Consider the following 16319-nt stretch of genomic DNA (forward strand, 5'->3'; position numbering starts at 1 on the left):
GGGAGTATAGATATACAAGTGAATTGCATGTGGCTAATTCCTGTTTAATTTATAGTTATGAGGCGTTAAGCAGTATACTTAAGCTTTGAATTATGTATGGGGAGCCCGCTGCGGCAGATCGTCCCAGGATGGTTAAGGTAAAGGTTAAGTTGATATTGAGTTCGTCTATGGCTACTGATTGTCTGATAATCCAATAACTCATACCCGAATAAAGGCCTGTTGAGAGAATTTGGGTGTCGGGCAGTAAAATCGGATGAAGTGTTAGTTGTTTTTCACGTATGCTTTGCATATTACCACCTAAAAATCCGGTTATTCCACTCCAGGCATTAAGTGAATAATTTTTGCGAACAGTGGCAAAATCTTTTGGTTTTGTAGTATAATTGACTGATAAAGTATCCATAAGGGTTTGTTGAGCCCATTGAATCACTCTGGTATTACCAGAGGCGGCATAGAGAGCAGGCGAGTTGATTAAGAAGACCACAATCAAAAGCAAGCTTTTTATTAGTGATTTCATATTAAAATCCCTATTTCTCATCATAGTGTGCAATTTGTTTTATTATTATAGCAGAGATATACTCACCTATTTTTAAGGCAAATTAACGAATTTTATGCATACTATCACCATCCGTGGCGCAAGAACCCATAATCTCAAGAATTTGGACCTGGAGCTTCCGCGAGATAAACTAATAGTAATAACCGGATTGTCCGGTTCTGGGAAATCGTCTTTAGCCTTTGATACTCTCTATGCCGAAGGCCAGCGACGTTACGTGGAATCTTTGTCTGCCTATGCACGGCAGTTTTTATCCATGATGGAAAAACCTGATGTTGACTCAATAGAGGGGCTATCACCCGCTATTTCTATAGAACAAAAGGCCACCTCCCATAATCCGCGTTCGACTGTAGGCACCATTACCGAAATTTATGACTATTTGCGCTTGCTTTATGCACGAGTAGGAGAACCAAGGTGCCCTACTCACCACACCAGTTTGCATGCCCAGACTATTAGTCAAATGGTTGATCAGGTATTGGCTTTACCAGAGGACAGTAAGGTGATGATTCTGGCGCCCGTTGTTCGTGAACGAAAAGGAGAGCATGTCCAGTTTTTGCAACAATTGCAAGCTCAGGGTTATGTGCGTGCCCGTATTGATGGGGAACTTTATGAGCTGGACTCTCCCCCTAAATTAGGATTGCGCACCAAGCACACTATAGAAGTAGTTATTGATCGCTTTAAAGTGCGCTCCGATTTGGCTCAACGCTTGAGTGAGTCTTTTGAAAATGCGCTCAATCTCGCAGATGGCCTTGTCATCGTTGCGTCAATGGATGGCAATTTCAAGGAACTTTTATTTTCTTCCCGATTTGCATGCTCTGAATGCGGTTACAGTTTAAGTGAACTGGAACCAAGGCTTTTTTCATTTAATAATCCTGTCGGTGCTTGTTCCTCATGTGATGGGCTGGGAGTCGATCAGTTCTTTGATCCGGCAAGAGTAGTCCATGATGCGACCGCAAGTTTGGCAGAAGGAGCAATAAGGGGGTGGGATAAGAAAACCACTTATTATTTCAGCATGCTTGAGTCACTTGCAAGGCACTATGGTTTTGATACCAATACGCCTTTTTGTGATTTAGGTGAAGCAATGCAACAACTCGTTTTGTATGGCAGCGGTCGTGAAATAATCGAGTTTCAGTACCATAGACCGCATGGAGGATACATGGTGAAGCGGCATAGTTTTGAGGGAATCATCCCCAATATGCAACGCCGCTATCGTGAATCAGATTCTGGTATGGTCAGAGAGGAACTTGCCAAATACTTATCCTCACGCCCTTGTCAATCCTGTCAGGGAGCGAGATTACGTGTAGAAGCTCGACATGTATTTATTGATAATAAAAATCTACCAGAAATTACCAGCTATTCTATTGAACAAGCCTATCAGTTTTTTAGAGAGCTGAAGTTATCGGGATATAGGGGTAAAATTGCGGCAAAAATCAATAAGGAAATTGTAGAACGATTGGGATTTCTGGTGAATGTCGGTTTGGATTATTTGTCTCTGGCTCGAAGTGCGGAGACTTTATCTGGCGGAGAAGCTCAACGTATTCGCCTGGCCAGTCAAATAGGTTCAGGACTTGTTGGTGTCATGTATATTTTGGATGAGCCTTCAATAGGGTTGCACCAGCGCGACAATGATCGATTATTGAGGACTCTAATGCATTTACGCAACCAGGGAAATACTGTAATTGTTGTGGAACATGATGAAGATGCTATTCGAAGTGCTGATTTTGTTCTTGATATAGGGCCTGGTGCTGGAGTGCATGGTGGTAAAGTAGTTGCCAGCGGCTCTCCTGAAGAAGTCATGAACAACTCCGCGTCTCTCACGGGTCAATATTTGTCTGGGAAAGAGGCAATAGAAATTCCAAAAGCTCGAATCCCGGTTAATTATGATCGGATGATTCATTTAAAAGGAGTGACTTGTAACAATTTACATAATGTTGATGTCAGTATTCCTTTAGGTTTGTTTACTTGCATTACAGGTGTTTCTGGTTCAGGTAAATCCAGTTTGATTAATGATACTTTATATCCCATTGCTGCCAATGCACTAAACAGAGCCAGCTTAATGACTACAGGTGAGGTTAAGGACATTTCCGGACTGCATCTTTGTGACAAGGTTATTGACATCGATCAGAGTCCAATTGGCAGAACTCCGCGTTCCAATCCTGCAACTTATACCGGTTTATTTACTCATATAAGAGACTTGTTCTCAGGGACTCCCGAATCACGAGCACGAGGGTACCAACCTGGGCGCTTTAGTTTCAATGTAAAAGGTGGCCGATGTGAAGCTTGCCAAGGCGATGGTCTTATTAAAGTTGAAATGCATTTTTTACCTGATATATACGTTTCGTGCGATGTGTGTCAAGGCAAAAGATACAATAGGGAAACTTTGGAAATTCACTACAAAGGCAAAAATATTCATGAAGTGTTGGACATGACAGTGGAAGACGCATGCACTTTTTTTGCTGCCATTCCTGTTATTGCCAGAAAATGTCAAACATTAATGGATGTTGGTCTGTCTTATATAAAGCTTGGACAAAGTGCAACTACTCTCTCTGGAGGGGAGGCGCAAAGAATCAAATTGGCCAGAGAATTGTCAAAAAGGGATACCGGAAATACGCTGTATATTCTTGATGAACCCACAACGGGGTTACATTTTCATGACACGAAACAGTTATTAACGGTGTTGACTCGCTTGCGTGAGCAGGGAAATACCATTGTCATTATTGAACATAATTTGGATGTGATAAAAACGGCGGATTGGATCATTGATCTTGGTCCTGAAGGAGGCAGTAAAGGGGGAAATATTATTGCAACAGGAACACCCGAAATGGTTGCTGAAAACCCTCACTCTTTTACAGGCCAGTTTTTAAAACAAATGTTCTCTAAATCAAATTAGTTTCTAAAAGTCAAATAATTCATTAATTCTCAAATTGTCTTTATATTTGATGTTCTATTCAGGTTGTTTTTCAGGCAACCTGAATCTCTTTTTGCAACAAAAAAACACTGTATTCAGTTGTTTCTTTTTTCTTATCTTAACTGTTATTTTTTGAAATTTCGGGCTATAAATTAGGGAAGGGATCTTTCATAGGATAAGAAGATGAAAACATTTTTAATCGCAATTTTAATTATTATTGCGCTGGCATTCATTTGGGCAATTAGCATATATAATACTCTAATTGGTTTGATAGAGGCAATTAATAACAATAAAAAACAAATTGATATTCAATTGGACAGGCGATTTAAAGTTTTTGAATCACTGATCGAAGCAGTTAAAAAATACATGGATTATGAAAAAACCACCCTCAAGGATGTTGTTGCATTACGTAATCAGGCACAGGCCGCTAAAGAAGCAGGAGATGAGCAAGGAAGAATTGCTGCAGAAAATGGAATTTCAAAAATTGCATCCAATTTGAATTTAGTTTTTGAACAGTATCCAGATCTGAAAGCAAGCCAAAATGTTATGCAATTACAAGAGGAAATTGTTAATACAGAAAACAAGCTGGCTTATGCGAAACAAGCTTATAACGATGGAATAGAACGTTATAACGCAAAGAAAAAATCATTTTTTGAATCCATGGTTGTGGCAATGTTTTCTTCTGCTTTGGATAAAGAATTTATCTATTGGGGGCTTCCAGAAGAACAAATTCAGGCAAAAGAAAGTTACACTGTCAAACTTTGAGCTATATACCATGGGGATCGCAGATTATCATGCCACAGCAGGAGATTGGCGTGCACAATTGAGGCGAAATGAGAAAAAAACCCGAAGTGTGATTGCGGTCTTTTTTTTAGTTTATATTTTTGTGGGATTGATAGTCGATGCTTTTGTTTTACAAGGCATGTATCCTCATGCCTCTTTGGAAAATATTGTCTATGCCTTAATCACTTTTAAAGTGGTGCCTATTGCTACCTTGTTAATGATTGCATTTGCAGGTATTTCTTTGCTAATAACATATGCTCTTTATGACCGCATTATGTTATTGGGAACAGAATACTATGAAATAACACCAGAAACAGCTCGTACCTTGCAAGAAAAACAATTATACAATGTTGTTGAAGAGATGAAAGTAGCATCAGGCTTGCAATATATGCCCAAAGTTTACATTATCGAAGCCAATTACATGAATGCTTTTGCCAGCGGTTATAGTGAGAAATCAGCGATGGTTGCGATTACTCGTGGCTTGATGGAAAAGCTGGATAGGGCTGAAATGCAGGCTGTAATGGCTCATGAGTTAAGTCATATCAGACATCATGATATTAAATTGACTCTCATGGTTGCTGTGCTAAGTAATATTTTATTAATTGTCATTGATATCCTGTTTTATTCTGTAATTTACAAGCGGGATAGGAGAGGGGATAACCGTTTGTTAATGGTTATTATCATCTTAAGATATGTCTTACCCATTATTACTGTTTTGTTAGCTCTCTTTCTAAGTCGAACCAGAGAATACATGGCTGATGCCGGTTGTGTGGAATTAATGAGAGATAATGAGCCTATGGCCAGGGCTTTACTTAAAATTAATCAAGACCATGTTGAGAATGCGGAACAATATGCAAAAGCTTATGGAGATACTCCTCATGAGCAGGTAAGGCAAGCCTCCTATCTATTTGATCCTTCCCATATTGACCCAGTAAAATCGCTAAATAATGCTTTTTCAACTCATCCCAGTATAGAACAGCGCCTGGAAGCATTGGGTTTTAAACGCAAATAGATTAGTTTTGTAAGGAATCTAATTATTTTTATTCGCGAAATCCAACCCCTTTTTTTAAAAGAATCATATTCCCTGCTGTCAAAGCAAGTAACATCAGGGAAATAATAATCATAGCCAGAGTCATACTAACCTCTTCCTGATCAATCATGGTGTGTCTTAAGGCGTTTACCATGTATAAAATTGGATTGAAAAGAGAGATTTTTTGCCAAAAGGGAGGCAGCATATTAATACTATAAAATACTCCTCCCAGATAAGTAAGAGGGGTCAAGATAAAGGTAGGGATCAGCATGATGTCATCAAAATTTCGAGCGATCATGGCATTGGTAAATCCAGCCAGAGAGAATATGGCTGCAACAAGCACGACGACTACCAGGGTCATCGGTAAATGGTCTAGTTCAACAGGCAGAAAAAAGGTAGAGATAACAAAAACCAGAATGGCGACAATTAAGCCTCTAAGCACACCTCCTATCACATAACCTAATAATAGAAGCCCGTGATGCATGGGACTAATCAACATTTCCTCTATGCTTTTTTGAAATCTTACACTGAATAGTGAATTAGAGACGTTTCCATAGGAATTAATAATAACAGACATCATAATTAATCCAGGGGCTATGAACTGTGGGTAATCCACACCCTCAATATCACCAATACGAGGTCCAATCAAACTGCCAAAAATTAGAAAATATAACGTTGTAGTGATTACTGGTGGTAAAAACACTTGGCTCGAAATGCGAAACATACGAACCAGTTCGCGTCTTACCAGAGTATAAAGGGCAATGAGTTGATATTTAAACGCCATTTTTAATAAGATCCATAAAAAGTTCTTCTAACCGGTTGGTTTTATTGCGCATGCTGTGAATCTTTATTCCCTGATTTGTCAATACTGCAAATACTTCATTTAAACTGAAGTTATTGTCTACACGCAACTCAAAAGTAGTCGCATCAATAGGTGTCACATTGAATGGGTGTATATCTGGTAAATAATCAATGGTGTTTTCTGTGTTAAAGATAAAGGTTTGATGGCGCAATGTTTGTAATAAAGCCTTCATCGAGGTATTTTTAATAATTTGACCCTTATCGATTATTGCGATGTTTTTACATAATTGTTCTGCTTCTTCCAAATAATGAGTCGTCAGGATAATCGTTGTTCCTTCTGCGTTAGTCCTTGTTAAAAAATCCCACATACTGTGTCTTATCTCTATATCAACACCGGCGGTGGGTTCATCCAGAATCAACAATTTGGGTTGATGAATCAGCGCTCTGGCAATCATAAGCCTTCTTTTCATTCCACCGGATAAATGACGTACTATAGAACGTCTCTTGTCCCAGAGTCCTAATTGTTCTAACAAGGATTCTGCTCTGGGCAAAGCCTTTTTCCGTGAAATGCCATAATAGCCAGCTTGATTCAGTAAAATTTGTTCGCAGTTTTCAAAAATATTAAGATTGACTTCTTGAGGTACCAGTCCCAAACAAGATTTGGCTTTTTCAGGATAAGCATCAAGGTCGAAGCCGTAAATTTTGATGTTTCCTGAGGTTTTATTGACTAAAGAGGTGATTAAACCAATGGTGGTCGATTTGCCGGCGCCATTTGCCCCTAACAGGGCAAAAAAATCACCGGTATTCACTGTTAAATCAATGCCTTTTAACGCTTCAACTCCATTTGAATAGGTTTTTGAAAGTTGTTTAATTTCTAAGGCATGCATGATTTATTATTTAAGCAAAAACGCTATTATACACCATAATTTTTATTCTACAGTAGCCTATGGATTTTAATTCATCCCTCATTTCCAACGGGTTAATTCCGGGGATGAGGAAGGAGTTGACTCTGGTGATGAATCATCAGTATGAGGGTATTTGCCGGTCACTGCTTTTCTAATTTCCTCCATTTTAGCTAAGAGAGCCATATATTCAGGAGGAACAGAAGTTGAGTTAACTAGAGATTTTTTTTTTCTCCGTGTGTGGCTTGCGCTTCGTCTTTTGGACGTTCCTTCCTTTCTTTAATTTTAGCGTTTAATTCTTTTAAAAAACTATCACCAGAAAAGAATCCTGAATTTTTTGCAGCAGGCTGGGTTGTATTTTGTTTGGGCACGGAGGGTATTGCAGTTTTTGGAGAGATATCCTCTTTAGGGGTTATATTTGGGGAGAAAGTTAGTCGTTCTATGTCATTGGGGGGCGGTGGAACCGGTTTTTTTTCCGGCTCTTGGCTTATTGTATGAGTAACTTCCTTGTATACAGGGATGGCAGGGTGTACATTTTCCTTTGGAAGTTCAGTTTTACTTTCTGTAAAAGTGGTAATGGGGGATGGAAATACAGGCTCTATATTGGGTTTGGCATTTGTGATTTCGCTTAGAGTTTGCATTAATTCTGTTAAAGTGCTTAGTTGCTGCCGGGCAGTGTTAATCTGTGGATTAAGGTCTGCGAATGTTTTTTCTGCCCTAACTTGATCCTTTAGGAAGTGATTTTGTGTGACTAACCGCTCGTTTTCTTGCTTTGTTTGCTCAAGCTGCCTTTTTAGCGAGTCAACTTCTGTAGCATAGGCTTTTTGAGCTAAAATAAACGATTGCTGTGTCATGGCCAGGCTTTCTTTGAGCTCTCTTATTATCCGCTCGGATGGGGTACCTTCTGGCCCGATTTTAATGTGCATCGAAGCCCCTATAGGGGTAAAGCTGTTCGTTTCAGTATTGTATTTGGTAATAAATGAAATCCAACAATCGAGTAAGTAGGGATTTGTCTTTGCTGATAATAGTACTGTGGCATTAAGGTGCTCTATAATACTGACATCGTGAAATGTTTCTGTGTTTGATTTAATAATTTCCAAAAGTTCATGGAAAAATTTGTTAATGACTTCATGATTTTGTTCCTTTGCCCAATGATAAAATGAAGGGGTGCCATTGCGTGCATAATTATCAACAAATTCACTGAATAACTTAAGAAAGGCATTACTGATAGGCATGGTGGTAACTCCTGATCCATGGAACCATTTCCAGGACTTGGGAGCACTCAATATCTTCGTTAAAAAATATTTTTCCCTTGACTTTAGGGTTTTCCTAAGTCCTGATAGTGTTTCATTTAATATCAACTTAACTTAAAGTTCAATAGTTCTTGTGACCTTATAAACTAATTTTTTGTTTTATACAGGGTGCAAAGTGCTACTGAGTTATTTGGGTCAGTTTATTGTCGACCAGTACGGAGGTTGAGCGTGTTTTCATCCATCCTGTTATACTGAAACGCGTTTGATGAGTCGGATGGACTTCGTGCGGTAATTCACTATCAAAACAGACCAATCGATTTCCCACTGGAGATATGTTTTGAATCAGTTTGTCTTTAATATTATAGAGTAACAATTCACCGCCAAATTCTTTTTGCCAAGTTTCATTCAGATAATAGACGAATGATATTTTCCGGGTTTTTGTACTTTCAAATTGATCAACATGCTTTTTGTAAAAGGCTCCAGGGAGATAAATTGCAAAATGGGTTTCAAATTCCACTAAACCAAGATACAGGGTTTGATTCAGAATGTTGCCCAAACAGACAAGTTTTTTTAAGTAAGCTTGAATGGAGGGATAAGGAGAGTCTGCATCTATCCAGAAAATTTGATCGCTTCTAATCTTGTTATTTTGCTGAGCTTGTAAATTCTGGCCAATTTTGGCATTTCTGAATAAATTTTGCTGTTTCAATTCATTAGCCATATTCCGTAAAGAGTGATAGTGCTCCTCTTCCAGAAATTCATCAATGATATGAAATCCTTGAGTGCCAATATTGTGGGCGATTAAGTCCGGATTAAACAACCTGTCTACACCAATCAAGCAAAGTGATAATGCATTGTACGTCATGAATTATTTTTTGAAAACAATGAGAAAATGAATTTGGTTATTACCTTGCGAACGTATTAGCATTAGATGTACATTCCAGTATCCTTTGATATTCTTGCCATTTGGGCATGAAATGTGTCATGAGCGCATAAAATCGTTTGTTATGACTGGCTTCCAAAATATGTACCATCTCATGAACAAGAACGTATTCAAGGCACTCCAAAGGTTTTTTGATTAAATTAAGATTAAGCCAGATTCTTTGTGCGCGAGGATTACACGAACCCCAGCGGGTTTTCATTTTTTTTATACCCCATTGATTAATTTTGACTTTCATTATTGGTTCCCATTGTTGAATAAGCTTGGGAATGACAAGATTCATTTCCTTTCTATACCAGCGATCCAGAACTATCTGCTTTTGCTGTGGAGTTAAATTGGGTTTTGTATAGTAATAAATTAATTCATCTTTCATTAGGATTTGAGAAGGGCCGTGATGCTCTTCAACAATTAATAAATAACTTTTACCTTTAAATAGAATGGTTGCACCTGTTTGAAGTGATTGTTCACTGGAAAAAGACCGTGCGCGAATTCGTTCGCGTTGGACACGAATCCATTCACTTTTTTCCTGCAACCGTTGTTTTATTAACTGTTCGCTGTATTTTAAAGGAACACTCACTTTGACTAAGCCATCGGGAGGATAAATTCTCAAGTTTAAATTTTTAATGGGTTTTCTCAGTATTTCTATAGGAATGCCATCAATTTGAATGTGCATAGCAAAATAGCTTATTGTTTTGTTTTTCGATTATACAGAAGAAGTAATGTTTATGATATTGCTGCAATAATTTTAACGCTCAGCTCCTATACATGGGCTATCAATGTATTCACCATTGATATCCAAAACCATATTGACACTAGCACGTTGATAGCGGGCCAGAATATCATATTGCTGCTTTGTGATATAACCGTAAGAACTTCCGCAATATACTAGAGAGGAAGCGCCTGGACTGGGCTTGACCTGTACTGGAATATCACAATCCCATCGAAACTTGGTTAAATCACAATTAGCCATGGCGGCAGCTGTTGGTAAAAGGAATAATAATATACTCATTGCCAATTTATTTTTCATGGAATTCCCCACCCGTTTTGTAGTTTTACTTTAAGTATAGAATAACAATCGATGAGCGTATGTTGTTTAACATGAAATAATTTTTCACAAGATTTTTAGTATTGTTAATGTTATAAATTGAATAATTAGATTTTGGTAATGGATAACTATGCTTTCATCGACAAAGGAATATCTTCAAGCTTTACGTGATGGAAAATACCTGCTTTTTCTGCAGTGGCCAAGATTTATTGCAGAATATTATGGTAAGAACGACAAGAATCAAGAAGCTGATGAAATGGTGAATTTGATCATATTTGAATGGTTAAATAATGGTTTTTGTGAGGAGGATATTAAAAAATTTGCTATTTTGTACGCTGTCCATGAAATGGAGTCCAGGCCTTTAAGAGAGGGATTATCCTATGCGCTCACTACAATTTCCATTGCTCTTTTTCCCTGTATGGTGTATTCAACAAATAATCTGCAAAAGCACTATATTAGTTCAAAAAAATTATCAGGTAAGGAAGTGATCCAATTAATGGCTATGAACAATGCTTATCTTGAGAAGCGACAGTTTGTTGAGTTGTTAGGGCAAGAGCAAGATAAATTTTTTACTTGGGTTAAGGAAGCAGATTCTTCTGCGGTTTATAAAGCGTTTGATCAAATTTATTCTGTAACCTATCTGAAATATCTAATTGAAGATTATCTTAGTATATTAGAGTCTGCGCGCTTGCCCAATGATCAATTAAAATCTTCTCGCATCAGCTTGATTATTCGATTAGCCAAGTATCTTAACGAGCAAACCGAATTAACTCAAGATGTCCTTGATGAAATAGCTGTGTATGTAAAAAAGCTTTGGGAAATGCAGCCAGCTGAGTTCGAAGAGGAATTTTTAAAGAAAATTTCGCCACTACCGTTTATCGATAATACTGTAAGAATATTAACGGGATTGGGCGCCAGATTTTTTAGTATATTACAACCTCCATCCCCTCCTTTGAATATCAATTCTGAGGTGAATAAGAATCCCAAAGTTTAATTTCACACGCCCCCAATATCTTCGATAAAAACATTTTTTACCTTGACCTTGGAGTTTTTAGTAAGTTCTGATCAATGTAATATTGATTATTGTAAACTCAATTAATCAGGGAGTTTTTGCTTCATGGGTGAGTAGATTTTGTTTATAAGAAATGGCCTTTGGATTTCCCATATATCCTCCCAGATCATGTTTCCCTACTACTCTGTGACAGGGAATAAATAAAGCCAGTGGGTTGCTTTTGCAAGCTTGTCCAATTGCTCTTGGGCTACTTTGCAGTTTCACAGCGAGTTCTCCATAAGTAACTGTTCTGCCAACGGGAATTACCAACAGTGTATTCCAAACCTTTTGCTGGAAGAGGCTTCCTTGAGGTTTTAGCGGGAGTTGAAAACGGTGATGTGGATCATCAAAATAAGCCTTTAATTCACTGGCGATTAAATGGGCCAATTGGTTTTGGGCTGGAGCGCCAGATTTGTCTGTAAAGGAGGCATTGAAAATAAAATGCTCATCATGGGCTACTTCCAGGTTACCAATAGGGGTATTAAAAATAGACACGAGGAGCATTTTGCCATTCAAGAATTAATCGCCTTTTTTCCCAGATAGTTTTTCTTTAATACGAGCAGCGCGACCGGCAAGATTTCTTAAGTAGTATAATTTGGCACGTCGAACGTCACCACGTCTTTTTACCGTAATACTATCAACAATAGGACTGTAGGTTTGGAAAACGCGCTCTACACCAACGTTATGTGAAATTTTACGCACAGTGAAAGCAGAGTTTAGTCCACGGTTACGCTTGGCAATCACAACTCCTTCAAATGCCTGTAAACGCTCACGGTTACCTTCAATAACTTTTACTTGAACCAGAACGGTATCGCCTGGGTTAAAATCAGGAATTTCTTTGCCTTGCATTTGTTCGGCATTTATTTGGTCAATAATATTAGTCATGGACTACTCCTCAAAGTGGCTTATCCTCACTAGGAATCACCGTGTTCGCATTTAAACTCAGCAAGCAATTGCCTGTCTGTTTCACTTAATTGTACTTTCTCAAGTAAATCCGGGCGCTTGAGCCAGGTTTTACCCAGGGATTGTTTTCTACGCCAGCGTTCTATTTCTTTATGGTTTCCTCCTAATAAAACATCTGGTACATCCAGTCCATTGATAGTTGCTGGTCGGGTATAATGTGGGCAGTCCAGTAATCCGTTCATAAATGAATCTTGTTCTGCTGAACCCAAATGCCCAAGGCTGCCAGGTATCAAGCGAATTATCGCGTCAATAAATACCATGGCAGCCAATTCACCGCCACTTAATACAAAGTCCCCTAGCGACCATTCTTCATCTATGTGGTGACTAATAATTCGCTCATCAATTCCTTCATATCTCCCTGCAACAAATAGCAAGGATTGTTTTTTGGTAGCTATGAGTTTTAAATCGTTCTGCTTAACTACCTTGCCTTGAGGGCTTAAATAAATTGTTTTGCAGTTTTCCTTCATTACACTGCGTGCATGCCTTATCGCAGCATGCAATGGCTCATACATCATGACCATTCCTGGTCCGCCACCATAGGGTTTGTCATCAACTTGCTTATAAGGTCTTGATGACCAATCCCTAGGATTCCAGCAATTAACTTTAACCAAGCCTTGTTCAATAGCTCGGCCGGTTACCCCATAATGAATGCCTTTCATTATTTCTGGCAACAGGGTGATGACTCCAAGATGTAATGCCACTAAAAATTCATATCCCAATCAACAGTGATAACTTTCTGGCTTTCATCAATATCGATTACGAATTGGCCTGGAAGATAGGGAATTAAATGTCTTTTTTCACCTTCCACAACCAGCACATCATTCGAGCCAGTAGGCATGATTTCAACAACTTTTCCAAAAAGTTCACCTTTGGCGTTTATGACACTCATGCCAATCAACTGGTACCAGTAATACTCACCTGGTGCCAAAGCAGCAAGCTGTGATTTTTGCACAGCAATATCTAAATTAGTCAATCTAGAGACTAACTCACGCTCAGGATACCCTTCAATTTGAGCAATAATGGCTTTACTTCTTACTTCTATTGCCAAAAACTTAACGGGCTGCCACTGTTTATTTAAAAAAACATGCCAGTCATTGTACCGCAAGATATTATCAGCAGGGTCTGTAAAGGAATGTACTGTTACAAAACCTTTAATACCATGGGGTCGGCCAAAACGACCGATGACCACCCAATTTGTCTTGTTATTCACTTTGACTAAGCAGCTGTTCCTGAGTTTTTACTATGTTCTTTTAACAAGGCACTGACTCGATCGGATAACTTGGCTCCAACTTTTTGCCAGTGAGTCATTTTATCCATATCAATGTGAAGCTTTACTTCTTGTCCACGTGCTACAGGGTTAAAATAACCAATACGCTCAATGTAGTTTCCATCGCGACGCTTGCGGCTGTCAGTAACAACCATGTGATAAAAAGGACGCTTTTTTGCGCCAGCTCGTGATAAACGTATAACGACCATTATTTTCCTCTACTGTTAGAGTGGTTACATAAAAATGCCGTGTATTGTACGAAAATTACATCGACATGTGAAGTAATTCTTACGAATTATTTTAAATCATCTGGAAACATGCCTTTCAATCCGGCCATGCCACCAATTCCACGCATCATTTTTTGCATTCCGCCTGGTTTGGTAAATTTCTTCATCATCTTTTGCATCTGCTCAAATTGTTTTAATAGTCTATTCACGTCCTGAATTTGAGTTCCAGAGCCTAAAGCTATGCGCTTTTTACGGGAGCCTACAATAATTTTGGGTATACGACGTTCTTTGGGTGTCATGGAGTTAATGATTGCAATGGTTTGTGCCATCGCTTTGTCATTCACTTGCTGCATTGCCTGTTTTGGCAATTGACCCATCCCGGGTAATTTGCTCATCATCCCGGAGATACCCCCCATATTGTTCATTTGTAATAATTGTTGTTTGAAATCTTCTAAGTCAAATCCTTTCCCTTTTTTTAATTTTTTTGCCAGTTTTTCGCTGGCTTGTTTGTCGGCTTTGCGTTCTACCTCCTCAATGAGAGTTAAAATATCTCCCATCCCCAATATTCTTGATGCAATCCGTTCAGGGTGGAAAGGCTCCAAGGCTTCTATTTTTTCACCACTCCCTATAAATTTTATAGGTTTCCCAGTGATTTGTTTGACGGATAGTGCTGCTCCTCCTCGAGCATCGCCGTCCGTTTTGGTCAAAATCACACCAGTGAGAGGGAGAGCCTCATGAAATGCTTTTGCAGTATTGGCAGCATCTTGCCCTGTCATACTGTCAACAACAAAAAGAGTTTCGATTGGATTGACTGCTTTGTGCAAGGATTTGATTTCAGACATCATATCCTCATCAATATGCAGACGTCCTGCTGTATCGAGAATAAGAACATCGACATACTGTTTTTTGGCACTTTCCAAAGCTTTTTGAGCAATTTTTATCGGCTGCTCATTGGAGTCTGAATCAAAGAAGGCGACATCAATTTGCTCGGCTAATACTTTCAGTTGATGTATAGCGGCTGGTCTGTATACATCAACGCTGGCCATCATCACTTTTTTATTTTCAGTTTCTTTTAAATAACGAGCGAGTTTTGCGGTACTTGTTGTTTTACCAGATCCTTGTAAGCCTGCCATTAAAAAGACAGCAGGTGGCTGGGTTTTGTAATCAAGTTCAGCCCGCTCATCACCCATAACGTGAATGAGCTCATCATGCACGATTTTAATGAATGCTTGATCGGGATTTAAACTGGTTAAGACTTCCTGGCCAAGTGATTTTTGTTTTACTTGCTCAATAAACTCTTTGATAACGGGTAAAGCGACATCGGCCTCAATAAGAGACAGTCTTACTTCACGCAAAGCATGCTGGATATTGTCTTCCGTCAGGCGGCCTTGGCCCCGCAAATTTTTAAAGGTCCGGGTTAAGCGTTCGGTTAAATTATCAAACATAGTGAGTAGTACCCAAAAAATGACTACTATACCATAGAGAGTTAAAAGTATACCACAGAGAAAAACGCATTAATGATTAGCCGTAATTGATGACAGTGAATCAAGTCGGGTTGTCTTTATGATTTTATCATTAGAAGCTGTAGAGTAACTTATTAGTTACTCTACAGTTTTAGTTACTCTGCAGTTTTTCAGGTTTTGGATAAATCACCATAAATTGTCATATTAAGTAAACCAATAGAACGATCTTCACTATGGTTTATCAAACGATATCAATTAATGGAACCCATGCTTATCCATTCCGGTTTTCTTCTCATCATCGTGAGCTCTGGATAAAGGTTTTGTTGTTGTTTTTGTTGAGGTAAGGAAAAATCCTACTCTTAGCCCTGCGAAAGTGGTTGGAGTATCTACTTCTTTTTCTTTCACAACAGGTCGTTTTGTGCCTGAGTGAACTGAAGGAGAGGATACAGGCAATGGACTGGGCACGGTTGTTTCCAGTTTTGGCATATCTTCGGGGAGAGCATTGGCTTTATGGTAGGCATCGATAAAGCTGACGTGTTCTTCAGAAGAAATAAGAGAATGCTTTTCTAATATTCCCAGAATATTTTCCAATTTACTCTCATCAATAGTTTTATCAAATTGAGCATGATAATGGTTATCGTCCATGCTAAATTCATCTTGATGATACAAATCGTGATCATGATCATCACGATGAATAAAACGATAGACACCGAGTTCATTCGAACGCATCATAAAAAACTGATCAACCTGTGCGCTGTTGCAATCCATTTGAGAAAACAACAGAACCATGAGAAGATCAAGCTCACTACGTATTTGAATAGGTTTTGGCAGTACAGATGATTTAGGGTAGACAGTCAATGTGTCATTATATAAACTGAGGTTGACTTTTTTACACAAATGGGTAAATGCTTTAGGCATAAGGGACTCCAATGATTTTTTACAAAAAGCAGTTGTCTATATTTTGGCTCTATAGTTTAAAACATCAACATTAAGGTTTTCTTAAGAAGAAATAAGTAGTGCTATCAACGAATTGCCATAACTGATCTGTTGCTTCGAGGATATCGGATTTCCTGTACAATTAAGCTTTCGATTTGTATTGACTTACCCCATTTCCATTTCTCTCTTTTTACTAATACTTT

Annotated in this window: 17 protein-coding genes and 1 pseudogene; 4 read left to right on the forward strand and 14 right to left on the reverse strand. The window is 38.6% G+C overall.

Going from position 1 to position 16319, the window contains the following annotated elements; translation table 11 throughout:
* Nucleotides 1-55 precede the first annotated feature (55 nt).
* A complete protein-coding gene (locus tag OQJ02_RS01960) occupies nt 56-514 on the reverse strand; it encodes a hypothetical protein (RefSeq protein ID WP_265717645.1) in 459 nt (152 codons plus the stop codon).
* A 94-nt stretch (nt 515-608) separates the two neighbouring features.
* Between OQJ02_RS01960 and uvrA the strand changes: the two genes are divergently transcribed.
* From uvrA to htpX, 3 genes are all read left to right on the forward strand, one after another.
* Nucleotides 609-3440 carry an excinuclease ABC subunit UvrA gene (uvrA, locus tag OQJ02_RS01965; RefSeq protein WP_265717646.1) on the forward strand — a complete coding sequence of 944 codons (2832 nt, stop codon included), beginning with the start codon at nt 609-611 and terminating at the stop codon, nt 3438-3440.
* A 201-nt stretch (nt 3441-3641) separates the two neighbouring features.
* Entirely contained in the window at nt 3642-4223 is a 582-nt protein-coding gene (locus OQJ02_RS01970) for a LemA family protein (protein ID WP_265717647.1), read from the forward strand.
* A gap of 10 nt (nt 4224-4233) precedes the next feature.
* Nucleotides 4234-5253 carry a zinc metalloprotease HtpX gene (gene htpX, locus OQJ02_RS01975; RefSeq protein WP_265717648.1) on the forward strand — a complete coding sequence of 340 codons (1020 nt, stop codon included), beginning with the start codon at nt 4234-4236 and terminating at the stop codon, nt 5251-5253.
* A 28-nt stretch (nt 5254-5281) separates the two neighbouring features.
* Here htpX and OQJ02_RS01980 read toward each other — a convergent pair whose 3' ends face one another.
* The 6 genes and pseudogenes from OQJ02_RS01980 to OQJ02_RS02005 all read right to left on the reverse strand — a co-directional run bounded on the left by OQJ02_RS01980 (nt 5282) and on the right by OQJ02_RS02005 (nt 10191).
* On the reverse strand, nt 5282-6055 hold the full coding sequence (locus OQJ02_RS01980; RefSeq protein WP_265717649.1) for an ABC transporter permease: 774 nt from the start codon (nt 6053-6055) through the stop codon (nt 5282-5284).
* Nucleotides 6045-6959, reverse strand: coding sequence for an ABC transporter ATP-binding protein (locus tag OQJ02_RS01985; RefSeq protein WP_265717650.1), 915 nt, complete (start codon nt 6957-6959; stop codon nt 6045-6047). Before OQJ02_RS01985 ends, OQJ02_RS01980 begins: the two co-directional genes overlap by 11 nt.
* A 230-nt stretch (nt 6960-7189) precedes the next feature.
* Nucleotides 7190-8229: pseudogene (locus tag OQJ02_RS01990) on the reverse strand (VipA).
* A 176-nt stretch (nt 8230-8405) separates the two neighbouring features.
* The gene (locus OQJ02_RS01995; RefSeq protein WP_265719781.1) at nt 8406-9044 is read right to left on the reverse strand and encodes a 2OG-Fe(II) oxygenase; all 639 of its coding nucleotides are present in this window, start codon (nt 9042-9044) and stop codon (nt 8406-8408) included.
* An 85-nt stretch (nt 9045-9129) separates the two neighbouring features.
* Complete coding sequence (locus OQJ02_RS02000) at nt 9130-9837, reverse strand: M48 family metallopeptidase (RefSeq protein WP_265717651.1); 708 nt, start codon at nt 9835-9837, stop codon at nt 9130-9132.
* A 72-nt stretch (nt 9838-9909) separates the two neighbouring features.
* On the reverse strand, nt 9910-10191 hold the full coding sequence (locus OQJ02_RS02005) for a hypothetical protein (protein WP_265717652.1): 282 nt from the start codon (nt 10189-10191) through the stop codon (nt 9910-9912).
* A 148-nt stretch (nt 10192-10339) separates the two neighbouring features.
* On the opposite strand from OQJ02_RS02005, the gene OQJ02_RS02010 reads away from it, so the two are divergent.
* A complete protein-coding gene (locus OQJ02_RS02010; protein WP_265717653.1) occupies nt 10340-11203 on the forward strand; it encodes an Lpg0393 family guanine-nucleotide exchange effector in 864 nt (287 codons plus the stop codon).
* A gap of 105 nt (nt 11204-11308) precedes the next feature.
* Here OQJ02_RS02010 and OQJ02_RS02015 read toward each other — a convergent pair whose 3' ends face one another.
* The 7 genes from OQJ02_RS02015 to OQJ02_RS02045 all read right to left on the reverse strand — a co-directional run bounded on the left by OQJ02_RS02015 (nt 11309) and on the right by OQJ02_RS02045 (nt 16110).
* Nucleotides 11309-11764 (reverse strand): methylated-DNA--[protein]-cysteine S-methyltransferase, encoded by a 456-nt coding sequence (locus tag OQJ02_RS02015; protein WP_265719782.1) that lies wholly within the window; start codon nt 11762-11764, stop codon nt 11309-11311.
* A 15-nt stretch (nt 11765-11779) separates the two neighbouring features.
* Complete coding sequence (gene rplS, locus OQJ02_RS02020) at nt 11780-12145, reverse strand: 50S ribosomal protein L19 (protein WP_010946144.1); 366 nt, start codon at nt 12143-12145, stop codon at nt 11780-11782.
* A gap of 29 nt (nt 12146-12174) precedes the next feature.
* On the reverse strand, nt 12175-12924 hold the full coding sequence (gene trmD, locus OQJ02_RS02025; RefSeq protein WP_027228938.1) for a tRNA (guanosine(37)-N1)-methyltransferase TrmD: 750 nt from the start codon (nt 12922-12924) through the stop codon (nt 12175-12177).
* Nucleotides 12924-13433 carry a ribosome maturation factor RimM gene (gene rimM / locus OQJ02_RS02030; protein ID WP_027228937.1) on the reverse strand — a complete coding sequence of 170 codons (510 nt, stop codon included), beginning with the start codon at nt 13431-13433 and terminating at the stop codon, nt 12924-12926. The genes trmD and rimM overlap by 1 nt, the downstream gene beginning before the upstream one ends.
* A gap of 5 nt (nt 13434-13438) precedes the next feature.
* Nucleotides 13439-13699, reverse strand: coding sequence for a 30S ribosomal protein S16 (rpsP, locus tag OQJ02_RS02035; RefSeq protein WP_028378001.1), 261 nt, complete (start codon nt 13697-13699; stop codon nt 13439-13441).
* A gap of 86 nt (nt 13700-13785) precedes the next feature.
* Nucleotides 13786-15162 (reverse strand): signal recognition particle protein, encoded by a 1377-nt coding sequence (ffh, locus tag OQJ02_RS02040; protein ID WP_027228936.1) that lies wholly within the window; start codon nt 15160-15162, stop codon nt 13786-13788.
* A 273-nt stretch (nt 15163-15435) separates the two neighbouring features.
* Nucleotides 15436-16110 carry a hypothetical protein gene (locus OQJ02_RS02045; protein WP_080272363.1) on the reverse strand — a complete coding sequence of 225 codons (675 nt, stop codon included), beginning with the start codon at nt 16108-16110 and terminating at the stop codon, nt 15436-15438.
* Nucleotides 16111-16319 lie beyond the last annotated feature (209 nt).

The organism is Legionella sp. PATHC032, assembly GCF_026191185.1.
In the GTDB taxonomy this organism is placed as follows: Bacteria; Pseudomonadota; Gammaproteobacteria; order Legionellales; family Legionellaceae; genus Legionella.

Excerpts from the sequence above, each read along its gene's own strand:
- OQJ02_RS01960 (WP_265717645.1), bottom strand. The coding sequence starts at position 514 with ATGAAATCACTAATAAAAAGCTTGCTTTTGATTGTGGTCTTCTTAATC.
- uvrA (WP_265717646.1), top strand. The coding sequence starts at position 609 with ATGCATACTATCACCATCCGTGGCGCAAGAACCCATAATCTCAAGAAT.
- OQJ02_RS01970 (WP_265717647.1), top strand. The coding sequence starts at position 3,642 with ATGAAAACATTTTTAATCGCAATTTTAATTATTATTGCGCTGGCATTC.
- htpX (WP_265717648.1), top strand. The coding sequence starts at position 4,234 with ATGGGGATCGCAGATTATCATGCCACAGCAGGAGATTGGCGTGCACAA.
- OQJ02_RS01980 (WP_265717649.1), bottom strand. The coding sequence starts at position 6,055 with ATGGCGTTTAAATATCAACTCATTGCCCTTTATACTCTGGTAAGACGC.
- OQJ02_RS01985 (WP_265717650.1), bottom strand. The coding sequence starts at position 6,959 with ATGCATGCCTTAGAAATTAAACAACTTTCAAAAACCTATTCAAATGGA.
- OQJ02_RS02000 (WP_265717651.1), bottom strand. The coding sequence starts at position 9,837 with ATGCACATTCAAATTGATGGCATTCCTATAGAAATACTGAGAAAACCC.
- OQJ02_RS02005 (WP_265717652.1), bottom strand. The coding sequence starts at position 10,191 with ATGAAAAATAAATTGGCAATGAGTATATTATTATTCCTTTTACCAACA.
- OQJ02_RS02010 (WP_265717653.1), top strand. The coding sequence starts at position 10,340 with ATGCTTTCATCGACAAAGGAATATCTTCAAGCTTTACGTGATGGAAAA.
- OQJ02_RS02015 (WP_265719782.1), bottom strand. The coding sequence starts at position 11,764 with ATGCTCCTCGTGTCTATTTTTAATACCCCTATTGGTAACCTGGAAGTA.
- rplS (WP_010946144.1), bottom strand. The coding sequence starts at position 12,145 with ATGACTAATATTATTGACCAAATAAATGCCGAACAAATGCAAGGCAAA.
- rpsP (WP_028378001.1), bottom strand. The coding sequence starts at position 13,699 with ATGGTCGTTATACGTTTATCACGAGCTGGCGCAAAAAAGCGTCCTTTT.
- ffh (WP_027228936.1), bottom strand. The coding sequence starts at position 15,162 with ATGTTTGATAATTTAACCGAACGCTTAACCCGGACCTTTAAAAATTTG.